The organism is Steroidobacter flavus (assembly GCF_042651805.1).
Classification (GTDB): Bacteria; Pseudomonadota; Gammaproteobacteria; order Steroidobacterales; family Steroidobacteraceae; genus Steroidobacter; species Steroidobacter flavus.
Genome location: NZ_JBHSDU010000014.1, coordinates 227572 through 239596, shown reverse-complemented (window position 1 = coordinate 239596; position 12025 = coordinate 227572). Strand labels below are relative to the sequence as shown.

Sequence of the window (12025 nt, the reverse complement as noted above, 5' to 3'; positions counted from 1 at the left end):
CGCCTCGCCACGAGGGTCGTGGCAGGATGCCCGATCCCGAGTTTTAACTAGGGTAGATCGAAGCCGTTGCGACGGAGCGCGCCGGCCAGCCAGATCAACGGCAGGCCGATCAGCGCGGTCGGGTCTTGCGACTCGATGCGGTTGAACAGCGTGATGCCCAGCGTTTCCACTTTGAAGCCGCCGGCGCAGTCGTACGGCTTGTCCCGCATGACGTAGCGCTTGATCTCGTCCTCGGTGAGCGAACGGAAATGCACGTTGGTCAGATCGACATGACCCTCGTTGCCGTTCGTGGCCGTGTTGATGACATGCACGGCAGTGTGAAACACCACGCGCTGGCTGCTCAGCGATTTGAGCTGGGCGATGGCGCGGTCGCCGGACCCCGGTTTGCCCAGAACGTCCCGGCCGCACAGGGCCAGCTGGTCCGAGCCGACGATCAGGCTGTTGGTATGTCGGCGGGCGACCGCTTCGGCCTTGGCCCGGGCCAGACGCTGCACCAGGTCCACCGCCGACTCCCCGGGGAGGGGTTCCTCGTCGACATTGGACGCGGCGACCGTGAACGGAATACCCAGTCTTTCCAGGAGTTGCCGTCGATACGTGGAGGTGGATGCGAGCACCAGCCGGAGCCCATTGGCGGGGGCGAGCGGGCGGGTCATGGCCAAACCTTGACGAACCCGGCCATGGGCCGGATTACAAGCTGTGAGAAAACAAACATTTACGCTCTTTCTTTTTTTGACACCATGGGGGGTCGCCGCTAGTATACGCGCCCCATGCCGCGACCCCCGGCCGTCCCCGCAGACAATATCGTCGATGCAGAGGTCTGCGCGCGGGCGGGAAGCACGATTGCACGACGTTTTTCTGCTGCCGAGCTGCCGCGCCTGCGCGAGGCTGGCGGGCAGGAAGGTTCGTGGATCGAGGCGGAATTCCAGTTTTCGCTGTTCGATGGCAAGCCCGCTGTGGCCGGCGAGCTGCATGGCACGGTCGTGCAGACCTGCCAGCGCTGCATGCAGCCGGCGGACATCGAGCTCGACGACACCTTTCAGGTGATACTCGTCGAAGAGGAGCGTAGTGACGAGCCGGGCGGTTACGAGCCGGTGGTCACGAATCCCTCGCGGCTCGATCTGGCCTGGCTGGCGGAAGAGCAGGCCTTGCTGGCTCTGCCGCTGGTGCCGATGCACGAGAGCGAAGACTGCGCCGCCGCTGCGGCGTCGAGTGAAATTGCATCGACAGAGGAACGTGAGGATGAGGTCGAGGACGCGGAGGACGCGCCCGGAAAGACTCATCATCCGTTCCAGAATTTGCGGGACCTGCTGCGCAAGCAGTGAGCTTCCCGAAGTCGATATTGGATAGTTTGGAGATCAGTCATGCCTGTTCAGAAAAGCCGAAAGACCCCGTCCAAGCGCGGCATGCACCGCTCGCACGACGGCCTCGCGCGCCCGGCGCTGTCGGTCGACCCGACCTCCGGCGAAACTCATTCCCGTCATCGCATCTCGCCGGATGGTTTCTATCGCGGCAAGAAAGTGATCGCGACCAAAGAAAAGTCCGATAGCGACGAATAACTCACCGTCGTTAGCTCTGTAGGACCGTATCTGAGCAACCGACCGGTCACCATCGCGGTCGACGCCATGGGGGGCGATCACGGCCCCTCCGTCACCGTGCCTGCGGCGCTCTCGGCTCTGCAGAGAGACGCCGACCTGCGAATCACGCTGGTCGGCCTGAAAGAACCCGTTCAAGCCCTATTGAACGGCGCGGCTGCGCCGTTGCTGTCGCGTATTCAGCTGCGCGAAGCCTCCCAGGTCGTGACCATGGACGAGAAACCGCAGGAAGCTCTGCGGAAGAAAAAAGACTCGTCGATGCGCGTCGCCATCGATCTGGTGAAATCGGGCGAGGCTGACGCCTGCGTGAGTGCCGGTAACACCGGTGCGTTGATGGCGACAGCACGCTTCGTGCTCAAGACCATCGAAGGCATCGACCGGCCCGCGATCATCTCGCGTATCCGTGCCCGTCACGGTCACACTCATATGCTCGATCTCGGTGCGAACTCTCAATGCAGCGCCGAGCATTTGTTTCAATTCGCGGTGATGGGCTCGGTGGTCGCCTCCGACATGCATGGCATCGCCCGGCCGCGAATCGGCATCCTCAATATCGGCGAAGAAGAGACCAAGGGCGACAGCGTCGTGCAGGACGCCGCGCGCTTGATCTCGGCGAGCAAGCTGAACTACATCGGCTTCGTGGAAGGCGACGATATTTTCTCGGGCGAAGTGGACGTCGTGGTGACCGACGGCTTCACCGGCAACGTCGCGCTCAAGACGATGGAAGGGCTGGCCAACATGCTGGTCGGCGCCTTGAAGACCGAATACACGCGCAATCCACTGCGCTATGTGGGGGCGCTGACTTCGTGGCCGGTGCTCCGTTCGCTACGTAAAGAATTCGATCCCCGCACCTACAACGGTGCGAGCATGGTGGGGCTGACCGGTGTGGTGATCAAAAGCCACGGCAGCGCCGACACGGTGTCGTTCGCCAATGCCATCGCGGTCGGTCTGGTCGAGGCGCGTAAGGGAGTGCCCACCCAGATCGTCAATCTGCTCAAGGCCCATACGCCGGCAGTGGCTTGAAATCGATCACGGGCCCCCATAAATTGAACCAGTTAAGAAGTTGACAGGTCTGTTGGCATTTGTGGCAGCGAAGCTGCCACGGCTCACACTCTGGATCGTGCGCAACTGCTAGACTTTTTGCTCACCATGAAGATTCGCTCTCTGATCCGCGCCGCGCTGCTGCTGGCAGCCACTACCAACGCATTCGCCGCGACCTATACCTTGCCGGTCGGCAGGGACACCGTGATCGGCGAAGTGCAGAAGGTGGTGGCCGCGCACGAAGACACGCTGCTGGATATCGGCCGGCGCTATGGCGTGGGCTATGAAGAGATCGTCGCGGCCAATCCCGGCGTGAATGCCTGGGTGCCGGGGGCGGGCACGGAAGTGTTGATTCCGTCGCGCTACATTCTTCCCGACGGGCCGCGCGAAGGCGTCGTCGTCAGTCTGTCCGAACATCGCTTGTTTTATTTTCCGCCGCACAAGCCAGGCGAGGCGGCAGTGGTTCGTACCTATCCCATCAGCGTCGGGCGCATGGATTGGCATACGCCGCTCGGTCTCACACGCATCGTGAACAAGCGCGAGAAGCCGATCTGGTATCCGCCAGAGTCCGTGCGTGCGGAACATGCGGCCGACGGGCGTCCGTTGCCGAAGGCGGTGCCGCCAGGGCCGGATAATCCTCTTGGTGAATACGCCATGCGCCTGGGCATTCCGGGTGGCGCGTATCTGATTCACGGCACGAATCGTCCTTCGGGCGTGGGCATGCAAGTCACCCATGGCTGCGTGCGCATGTTCCCGGAAGACATCAAAGAGCTGTACGGGCTGGTGCCGGTGAATACGCCGGTGCGCTTGATCGATCAGCCATACAAGATGGGCTGGCGCGGCGATGAGCTGTTCATGGAAGTGCATACGCCGCTGGAAGGCACGGACAGTGCCGATTCGCACAGTCTCACCAACATCACCAAGCTGCTGGTGGCCGCGACTCAGGAGCGTCCGGAGATCGTCAGCTCCGGCGTGATCGACTGGGCGAAGGCCGAGCGCACGTTCGCCAGTGCCAGCGGTATTCCCGAGCCGGTGATGCTTCATCCCGCCTCGGTGCCCTCGACCGTCCAGGTCATCAACGACACCGCCGGTCGATAGTCTTCTTAGCGTCTCCCACGGGTAGTGGGGTGCACTGCTAAACTGCGCAAGCGGATCCCGCGGCCGAGGTCACCTAAACCACCGAGTTAGTCCAGGCTGAGGCTGTGGGGTCCGCCTCTATCGTTTTTTTTCTCCCGCCCAAAAGAAAAACGCCGCGGATTGCTCCGCGGCGTTTGTCCTGATCTTGCGATCTCGAAGCTTGAGTCGAATTACTTCGACTGCGACTTCTTGAACATGCGATCGATCTTCTCGTTGGTCGCGTCACAGCAGGCCTGGCTGGCCTGAGCGGCCTGCAGCGCCTGGTTGGCAGCGCTCTGCGCGCTGTCAGCAGCGGAACGAGCGGACTGAGCGGCGCTGGCAGCCGAATCAGCGGCAGCCTTGGCAGCAGCAGCGTCCTGCACGGCCTTGTCGGCAGTGGCCTTGATTTCATCAACGGCTTTCTGCGAGACGCAACCGCTGGCAGCGACGAGCGCCAACGCAGCAATACCTGCCTTCAGCGAGGTGGAGATGGTGTTCTTCATGAGTTCTTTCCCCTTCGGGTCGGATAAAAAAGGACCAGAGCGACAAATTTTCACGGCCTCTTAATACACGAGAGTTATGGCTGGTTCCCGTGGTTCAGGCTTGCCAGCTTCTTTTGTTGTAAAAGCTGCCAGCTTGGCCGAGCGCGGAGGATACAAGATTGGCGCCGGCCGATAAAGGTTATGTAGCTACACGTCGTTTCAACGCGACACAAACATACTTATTTGAAGCAGTGTTGCCACGCTCGCTTGCCGTTTCTTCGGCGGATTGACCGGGCCCGGCGCGGCCTCGCGGGCTGGGTTGGGCAATTTCACAGAATCAGTGCGCGTCAGCCGTCCGTCTCGGTCCGCAAGCCGCCGGTCGGCTGCAGTTGCCCCGGGTCCCGGCGGTGGGCAATTTGCGCGCCATGAAAAAAGCACCCACTCAGGTCAGCGGGCGAGGCCGAACGGCCGGCTTCACTTTGCTGGAGCTGATGATCGCCATCACGGTGCTCACCATCGGCATCAGCATTGCCGTGCCCTCGTTCAACGATATGACCCGGCGGCACCGGCTCACCACTCAAACCAACAGTTTGATGAGTGCGCTGGCGATCGCTCGCAGCGAAGCGGTGAAGCGGGGCACGCCAGTCACCGTTTGTCCCGTGGCAGCCAACAACCCGGACGATTGCTCGACGAACTCCAATTGGGCGGCCACCGGCTGGCTCATCCTGTCCGACGTGCGCACGCCGCTGGGCCGATTCAATGTCGACGCCACGGCGGAGCCCAATACCAACGACCAGATCCTGCAGCGTGTCGCACCCGCCTCCGAGCAGAAGATCCGGGTCGTCAACGCGGAGGTCTCGTCGCTGACCTATCGCCCCGACGGCATGGTCCAGTTGCCTGCGGGTACGCGGACCACGACGTTCGTGCTGTCGCCTGAGGTCTGCCGGAACCCTGATGGATCGCGCCGGGTGGAAGTGATCGCCGCGGGCCGGGTGAGCTTCAAGAAGGCCGCGTGCCCCACATGAACACGCCTATGAAAACTCTTCGCAGCTCCTCCCGTCGTGCCGCCGGCATGACCCTGGTCGAAGTGCTGGTGACACTGGTCATCATTTCGGTCGGTCTGCTCGGCGTCGCAGCTCTGCAGCTCACCACCGTGCGCAACAACTATGACTCTTTCGTCCGCACGCAAGCGGCAACGCTGGCTGGCGACATGCTCGATCGCATGCGGGCCAATCGCAGCATGGTCACGCAGTACGAGATCGACATCACTAATGAGACCGTTCCGAACAATGCGGCGGGCAGGGACATCCGTCGCTGGCGCGACACCCTCGCGGGGCAATTGCCCAGAGGCATCGGCGGCATCACATACGACGACGCCACGCGCATCGTGACCATCGAAATCCGCTGGCGTGAGCGCGTCGATGTCGGGGATGACGACGGCGGCGTGCTCGCATTCAAGACCGCCAGTCAGATCTGAGCTCAGAGCACACCGAGCAAACAATGAAAGTTATCGTTGGCAACTCGCGGATGCGTGGCTTCAGCCTGGTCGAGCTGATGGTCGCCATTACCATCAGCTCGCTGCTGCTGGTGGGCGTCATCGCGCTGTTCATCAGCTCACGTGCCAGTTATGAGACGACCGAGCGCCTGTCCCGCGTTCAGGAGAACGGCCGCTTCGCGCTCGATCAGCTGGCGACGGACATCCGTGCGGCCGGTTTTCAAGGCTGCGCACGCGGCACTACGCCGAGCCGCATGCGGGACTATCGGATCAGCTCGGTGGTCAATCCGGCCTCGCCGGACCTGCGCTGGAATTTCGCGGTGCCTGCCCAGGGCTTCGATGGCGGCGAGCAATTCACTCCGGCGCTGAACAACTCGATCTTCGCGCCCGCGCCGAACCCGCAAGGGGATGTGCTGGTGTTGCGCATTCCACGGCGCGAGGTTCGCTCCCTCGAGGTCAGAACCACTCAGGCCAATGCGGCCGATCCTTTGGTGGTGTACGACATCCCGTCGGCCCGACTCGAGGTGGGCGAGATGGCGACGGTCTCCGATTGCGAGGCTCGCGCCTTCTTCCAGGTCACTGGTTACAACTCCGCGAGCGGCGAGATCGCCCATGGTCAGCTCGACCCGGCGGGAGGCGATGAAGACGAGGACGTGAAGACCCCGGGCAACTCGAGCAATACGTTTCAGCATCCCTTCAAGAAGGGCGCGAGCGTGCTCCCCGTGGTGACGATGATTTATTACCTCGCGCCGACGCCCGATGACACCGATGACCCGACGCACATGTCTCTGTGGCGCAAGATGGGCGGCGCCAACCGCAGCGATGAGATCGCTCAGGACATCGATCGGATGGAGGTTCGCTTCGGCGTCGACGACGGCGGCGCCGGCGGCACGGTGGGCGATGGCCGCGTCGATCGCTACCGCGAGGCCGCCGACATCGCCAATTGGGATCAGGTGCTCACCGTGCAAATCGCTTTGCTGGCGCGAGCTCCTGAGGAATACGGCACCGACCGCGACAACATGACCTATACGCTGTTTGCCGCCGATCCCGCCGACCCTGACTCGGAAGAGGTGACGGCCGGGCCGTTCAACGATCGCACCCAGCGCAAGGTGTTCACCGCGACGCTGGCGCTGCGTAACCAGATCTACGATTGAAGGTGGATATGAACAGTCATCGAGCTTCGCGTCGGTTCGCGACTCGCCAGAAGGGCGCAGTGCTGGTGGTCAGCTTGCTGTTGCTGCTGGTGATGACCCTCCTGGGTCTGGGCGCGAGTCAGAGCACGCGTCTGCAGGAACGCATGGCCGGTAACCAGCGCGATCAGGAAATCGCTCTGCAGGGCGCCGAGGCCAGTCTGCGTGCCGCCGAGCGGGTGTTGTCGCCGGCGACCGAAGTGCTGACCCGCTGCCGCGAGCCGGCCGCCGGCTGCAATACCTACGAAAAACGCATCCTGGTGGATACGGCCGAGCTCGAGCTGGACCTGGCGAATCAGAGCAACGACTGGTGGACCGAGTGGGGCAAGCGCTATGGCAATCGCGAGGCGTTGGGCAGCGTGAAGAACGATCCGGATTACGTCATCGAGCACAAGGCCGAAGTTCGCGAAGTGCTCTCGGTGGGCGATTCGAATCTGGACACCGTGCGTGACTTTTATATGGCCACGGCGCGCTCCTCAGGCATGACCGACACCGCGCAGGTCGTGATTCAGAGCTCCTATGCGCGCATCGAATTCGAGTAAGCAGGTCGGCACTGCCAAAGGTAAGCAAATGCTCAAGCAGTACATCATGCGTAGTGTGACATTCGGCTTCGTGGCGCTGGCCGCGCTGGTGACGACGCCATCGCACGCCGGCAATCTCTTGCTCAGCGACTCGCCGCTGTTCCTCGAGCCGACCGTGCCGCCGCTCAACATGCTGGTAGTGGGGCGCGATCACAAGCTCTACTACGAGGCTTATAACGACGCCTCCGACCTGAACGGCGACGGCGTGCTGGACGTGGGTTACAAGGGCTATCTGGCCAACGATGCCGGCGGCATCGACTACTACGGCTATTTCGACTCGTACAAGTGCTACACCTATAGCACCGACAAGTTCGTGCCGAGCTCCTTCACTGCCAACAAACGTTGCAGCAACGCGTGGAGCGGCGACTTCCTGAACTATCTGACCATGTCGCGCATCGATGCGCTCCGCAAGGTGTTGTACGGCGGCAAGCGAGCCGTCGATACCGACAGCGAGACTGTGCTGGTCCGCTCGCACATTCCGATGGACGCGCACAGCTGGGGTAAGGAGTACGCCTCCGATGCTCCCTACGACATCGCCGATTTCGCGCCCTTGACTCGCCCGGATGCCGGTAGGAGGCACTTGTTCGCGAACACCACGCCGAACGTCGGCGCGTCGAACTGGACCCAGGACAATGGGCCGCCGTTACTGCGGGTGTTGCGCAACCGGACGTACCGCATCTGGGAATGGGTCAGTAAGGAAAGCCCAGTCGCGGGCACGACCGTCTCGCCGCCGAGTGGCGATGTGACCGTCACCATCGACAACGACTATCAGGTCAGAGTGCAGGTGTGCGTGCCCAATCTGATCGGTACCCATGAAGCCTGCAAACCATATCAGCACCAGAATTACAAGCCGTTCGGTCTGCTGCACGAGTTTGGCGAGAACGACTCCATGTTGTTCGGCTTGTTGACCGGTTCCTATACCGCGAACAAGAGCGGCGGCGTTCTGCGTAAGAACGTCGGCTCGATCACCGACGAAATCAATCCGGTCGACGGCACGCTCACCGACACGGTGGGCATCATCAGGACGCTGGATCGGCTGCGCGTCGCGGCGTACACGCGTTATACCGGCAGCGGCGGCACCAGCTATGACTGCGGTCTGCCGGCGATGGCTCGCGGCCCGATCACGGACGGTTCCTGCCGTATGTGGGGTAATCCGGTCGCGGAGATGATGTACGAGACGCTGCGTTACTTCCGCGGCCGGTCGTCGGGCACGGCGGCTTTCACGGCAGTCAAAGGCTCCAATTACACCGACGTTGAAACGACCCTGGGATTGCCGCGTGCCGACTGGGTCAATCCCTATACCGCCGATCGTCCGGTCTGCACCAAGCCGTTCCAGACGGTGATGGCGGATATCAACAATTCCTACGACTCCGATCAGCTGCCGGGCAAATATTCGGGATTCGCGCTCGAGTCGGGCAGCGATGCCGTCAGCGACACGCTCGCGGATACCAATCTGGCGCCGGCGATGAACGTGTCCGACCTGGCCACTGAGATCACCGATAACGAGCCTGGCATTCGCGGGCTGCGGTTCATCGGCCAGTCCGGTGCCACCTACGACGGCTCGCCCCGGCCCAAGACCGTGGACAGTCTGGCCAGCGTTCGCGGCCTCGCGCCCGAAGAGCCGACCAAGCAGGGCAGCTACTATCCTGCGAGCGTCGCGTACTACGGCATGAAGAATCGCGCCAACGCACGCACGCGCCAGAAGGTGCAGACGTTCGCCGTGGCGCTGGCGTCGCCGCTGCCGAAGATCGAGATCCCGGTCGGCGACAAAAAGATCACGCTGGTGCCGTTCGCCAAATCGGTTCAGTACAACAGCGAAATCAATCGCACCGAGGGCCAGTTCCAGCCGACCAACCAGATCGTCGACTTCTATGTCGAGAACATCGCCGCGGACGGCCGCAGCGGCTCGTTCCAGGTGAACTTCGAAGACGTCGAAGCCGGTAACGACCACGACATGGATGCCATCGTCCGTTACAGCTACCGCATGGTCAACGCCACCACGCTGGAAGTGGAGTTGTCCTCGGACTACCAGGCGGGCGGCATCATCCATCACATCGGTTATGTGATTTCCGGTACCACCGCGGACGGTGTGTACCTGGTCGTGCAGGACTGTAACAAGAACAGCTCCGGCGGCTATGACTGCAATGGCAGCGATCCGAACTACTTCCTGGACGTGCCGAACGATAACAATCCGCTGCCGGGTCGCTCGGTGCGTCAGTTCACCGTCAATACCGCCGCCAGCAGCGCCACGCTGTTGAGAGATCCGCTGTGGTACGCGGCCAAGTGGGGCGGCTTCGAGGATCGCAACGGCAACGGCATCCCGGACCGGGATGACGAGTGGGACGCGGACCACGACGGCAAGCCGGACAACTACTTCCTGGTCACCAACGCGTTGACGTTGAGTCAGCAGCTGCGCGAGACCTTCAACGAAATCATCAACCGTTCGTCGTCGGCCTCGGCCGCCTCGGTGAACAGCGGTGCGATCAGCACCACGACGCGCATCTATCAGGCGAAGTTCGACACCGACGGCTGGACCGGCACGTTGTCCGCCTTCGGCCTCAATAACACCGGCACGGTCAATCCCACCGCGGTATGGGAGGCGAGCGCGAAGATTCCGTCCGCCGGCGACCGCAAGATCTATACGATGAACAGCGACAATACCGTCGTGCCGTTTACGTGGGACACCACGGGCATCGATGCAACCCGTCGCCTGCAGCTCAACTCCAATGCGACGGAGGCGCAGAAATATCTGAACTTCATCAGAGGCGCGAACGTCGTCGGCTTACGCCAGCGCGCCACGCCCCTGGGCGACATCGTCTCGTCAGCGCCGATCTACGTCGGCCCGCCGCGCGGCCGCTATTCGGACGATCTCGAAGCCCACAAGTATTCGACCTTCGTCAATTCGAAGCGCGAGCGCATGGGCGTCGTCTATGTCGGCGCGAACGATGGCATGTTGCATGCCTTCAAGGCCGATGAAGTGCTCGAGTTCACCGCCGCCGGTAACACCGAGAAGCGCCGGGTCGACGACAGCACCAATGTGCCGGACGCCGGCAAGGAGCTGTTCGCCTATATTCCCAAGACGGTGTTCGGCAACCTCCGCACGCTGACGCGGACCAACTACTCGCATAAATATTTTGTCGACGGCTCGCCCAATTCGGCCGACGTGCACGTCAACGGCGGCTGGCGCACGGTGCTGGTCGGCGGCATGAATCTCGGCGGTCAGGGCATTTATGCACTCGACATCACCACTCCCGAGCCCGACGTGGGTGGGCTGGGAGCGAACTCGGTGATGTGGGAGATCAACGATCGCACCAGCGCCGACTTCGCCGACCTGGGCTTCACCTACAGTCAGCCGGCGATCGTTCGCCTGCACGACGGCACGTGGGGCGCGGTGTTCGGCAACGGCTACAACAACACCTTCCCGGATGGCACGGTCAGCAGCACCGGCAACGGCGTGCTCTATATCGTGAACATTGCCAACGGTCAGCTGCTGCGTAAGTTCGATACCCGGCAAGGTATAGCGCAGGATCCGACCGGCGCTGGCCGCCCGAACGGCCTGGCGACGCCGACCCTGGTCGACCAGGACGGCGATCGCATCGTCGACTTTGCTTATGTCGGCGACCTGTTCGGTAACGTGTGGAAGATCGATCTCAGCTCGACCAGCGCGAACAGCTGGGATTTTGCGTTCCATGCCTCCAACGGCGATCCGCAACCCTTCTTCGTCACGACCGACGACGGCACGAATACCGATGCCGACGCCGACCTGGAGATCGCGGCTCAGCGTCAGCCCATCACCTCCCGCATCGAAGTGGCGCGCGGTCCGTACGGCGCCGGCGTGATGGTGCTGTTCGGCACCGGTAAGTTCCTCGAGCCCGAGGATAAGGTGATCCTGCCGCGCGCCGACCAGACCTTCTATGCGCTGCTCGATCCTCTGGACGGCACCCGCATCGTCGGTCGCTCGGACCTGGTGGAGCAGACCATCGAGGAGGAGTACCAGCTGGGTGAGGACGACGCTGCGACCACCACCGTGAATGAGCGGAATCAGCTCAACTTGCGCGGCCGGAGAACCTCCAACCGCGGCATGATGGGTAAGGGCTGGTATCTCGACCTGGTCTCTCCGGCGAACGGCTATGAAGGCGAGCGCGTCATCACCGATCCGATCGTGCGCGACGACCGCGTCATCTTCAACACACTGATCCCGAACAACGATGTCTGCGGCTACGGCGGCCGGAGCTGGACCATGGCGCTGGACCTGCTCAGCGGCGGGCGGCTGCCGGATGGGCAGTTCGATACCAACGGCGACGGCGTCATCGACGGCGACGACGATCCGGATGTGTCGGGTGTCACGAACCAGGACAACAATGGCGGTATCCTGTCGCGACCGGCTGGCCTGCGCTGCCTGGACGACAGCTGTGCCACGGACAATCTCATGTCCTCGAGCACCAACGGCACGCTGGATCAGCGGTTGCTACGGTCGCTGACCGGTGCGCGCGGCCGGCAGTCGTGGCGACAGATTCGATAAAGGAGTGAG

At 62.5% G+C, this 12025-nt stretch carries 11 protein-coding genes; 9 read left to right on the top strand and 2 right to left on the bottom strand.

Features of this window, described 5'->3' with window-relative positions; genetic code table 11:
* Nucleotides 1-47: 47 nt before the first annotated feature.
* The gene (locus ACFPN2_RS23765) at nucleotides 48-653 is read right to left on the bottom strand and encodes a Maf family protein (RefSeq protein ID WP_380601227.1); all 606 of its coding nucleotides are present in this window, start codon (nucleotides 651-653) and stop codon (nucleotides 48-50) included.
* A 114-nt stretch (nucleotides 654-767) separates the two neighbouring features.
* On the opposite strand from ACFPN2_RS23765, the gene ACFPN2_RS23760 reads away from it, so the two are divergent.
* The 4 genes from ACFPN2_RS23760 (at nucleotide 768) to ACFPN2_RS23745 (ending at nucleotide 3728) form a co-directional block, all read left to right on the top strand.
* On the top strand, nucleotides 768-1322 hold the full coding sequence (locus ACFPN2_RS23760; RefSeq protein WP_380601225.1) for a YceD family protein: 555 nt from the start codon (nucleotides 768-770) through the stop codon (nucleotides 1320-1322).
* A gap of 39 nt (nucleotides 1323-1361) precedes the next feature.
* Nucleotides 1362-1556: a 50S ribosomal protein L32 gene (gene rpmF / locus ACFPN2_RS23755; RefSeq protein WP_129778818.1), complete on the top strand. Its 195-nt coding sequence runs from the start codon at nucleotides 1362-1364 to the stop codon at nucleotides 1554-1556.
* Nucleotides 1557-1586: 30 nt separating this feature from the next.
* A complete protein-coding gene (gene plsX / locus ACFPN2_RS23750; protein WP_380602822.1) occupies nucleotides 1587-2612 on the top strand; it encodes a phosphate acyltransferase PlsX in 1026 nt (341 codons plus the stop codon).
* A 126-nt stretch (nucleotides 2613-2738) separates the two neighbouring features.
* A complete protein-coding gene (locus ACFPN2_RS23745) occupies nucleotides 2739-3728 on the top strand; it encodes a L,D-transpeptidase family protein (RefSeq protein WP_380601222.1) in 990 nt (329 codons plus the stop codon).
* Nucleotides 3729-3937: 209 nt separating this feature from the next.
* Here the strand turns inward: ACFPN2_RS23745 and ACFPN2_RS23740 are convergent, their stop codons facing one another.
* Nucleotides 3938-4249: an alanine-zipper protein gene (locus ACFPN2_RS23740; RefSeq protein WP_129647253.1), complete on the bottom strand. Its 312-nt coding sequence runs from the start codon at nucleotides 4247-4249 to the stop codon at nucleotides 3938-3940.
* Nucleotides 4250-4653: 404 nt separating this feature from the next.
* On the opposite strand from ACFPN2_RS23740, the gene ACFPN2_RS23735 reads away from it, so the two are divergent.
* The 5 genes from ACFPN2_RS23735 to ACFPN2_RS23715 are packed head-to-tail and all read left to right on the top strand — an operon-like array spanning nucleotide 4654 to nucleotide 12016.
* Nucleotides 4654-5253, top strand: a complete 600-nt coding sequence (locus ACFPN2_RS23735) for a GspH/FimT family pseudopilin (protein WP_380601220.1) — start codon at nucleotides 4654-4656, stop codon at nucleotides 5251-5253.
* 8 nt (nucleotides 5254-5261) lie between these two features.
* The gene (gene pilV / locus ACFPN2_RS23730; RefSeq protein WP_380601218.1) at nucleotides 5262-5705 is read left to right on the top strand and encodes a type IV pilus modification protein PilV; all 444 of its coding nucleotides are present in this window, start codon (nucleotides 5262-5264) and stop codon (nucleotides 5703-5705) included.
* A 23-nt stretch (nucleotides 5706-5728) separates the two neighbouring features.
* The gene (locus tag ACFPN2_RS23725; protein ID WP_380601216.1) at nucleotides 5729-6877 is read left to right on the top strand and encodes a PilW family protein; all 1149 of its coding nucleotides are present in this window, start codon (nucleotides 5729-5731) and stop codon (nucleotides 6875-6877) included.
* Nucleotides 6878-6885: 8 nt separating this feature from the next.
* A complete protein-coding gene (locus tag ACFPN2_RS23720; protein ID WP_380601214.1) occupies nucleotides 6886-7455 on the top strand; it encodes a pilus assembly PilX family protein in 570 nt (189 codons plus the stop codon).
* Nucleotides 7433-12016, top strand: a complete 4584-nt coding sequence (locus tag ACFPN2_RS23715) for a pilus assembly protein (RefSeq protein WP_380601212.1) — start codon at nucleotides 7433-7435, stop codon at nucleotides 12014-12016. The genes ACFPN2_RS23720 and ACFPN2_RS23715 overlap by 23 nt, the downstream gene beginning before the upstream one ends.
* Nucleotides 12017-12025: the final 9 nt, after the last annotated feature.

What these genes read in the sequence shown, in the direction of transcription:
- pilV (WP_380601218.1), top strand. Translation starts at nt 5,262, where the DNA reads ATGAAAACTCTTCGCAGCTCCTCCCGTCGTGCCGCCGGCATGACCCTG.
- ACFPN2_RS23725 (WP_380601216.1), top strand. Translation starts at nt 5,729, where the DNA reads ATGAAAGTTATCGTTGGCAACTCGCGGATGCGTGGCTTCAGCCTGGTC.
- ACFPN2_RS23745 (WP_380601222.1), top strand. Translation starts at nt 2,739, where the DNA reads ATGAAGATTCGCTCTCTGATCCGCGCCGCGCTGCTGCTGGCAGCCACT.
- ACFPN2_RS23740 (WP_129647253.1), bottom strand. Translation starts at nt 4,249, where the DNA reads ATGAAGAACACCATCTCCACCTCGCTGAAGGCAGGTATTGCTGCGTTG.
- ACFPN2_RS23760 (WP_380601225.1), top strand. Translation starts at nt 768, where the DNA reads ATGCCGCGACCCCCGGCCGTCCCCGCAGACAATATCGTCGATGCAGAG.
- ACFPN2_RS23735 (WP_380601220.1), top strand. Translation starts at nt 4,654, where the DNA reads ATGAAAAAAGCACCCACTCAGGTCAGCGGGCGAGGCCGAACGGCCGGC.
- ACFPN2_RS23765 (WP_380601227.1), bottom strand. Translation starts at nt 653, where the DNA reads ATGACCCGCCCGCTCGCCCCCGCCAATGGGCTCCGGCTGGTGCTCGCA.
- ACFPN2_RS23720 (WP_380601214.1), top strand. Translation starts at nt 6,886, where the DNA reads ATGAACAGTCATCGAGCTTCGCGTCGGTTCGCGACTCGCCAGAAGGGC.
- rpmF (WP_129778818.1), top strand. Translation starts at nt 1,362, where the DNA reads ATGCCTGTTCAGAAAAGCCGAAAGACCCCGTCCAAGCGCGGCATGCAC.
- ACFPN2_RS23715 (WP_380601212.1), top strand. Translation starts at nt 7,433, where the DNA reads ATGCGCGCATCGAATTCGAGTAAGCAGGTCGGCACTGCCAAAGGTAAG.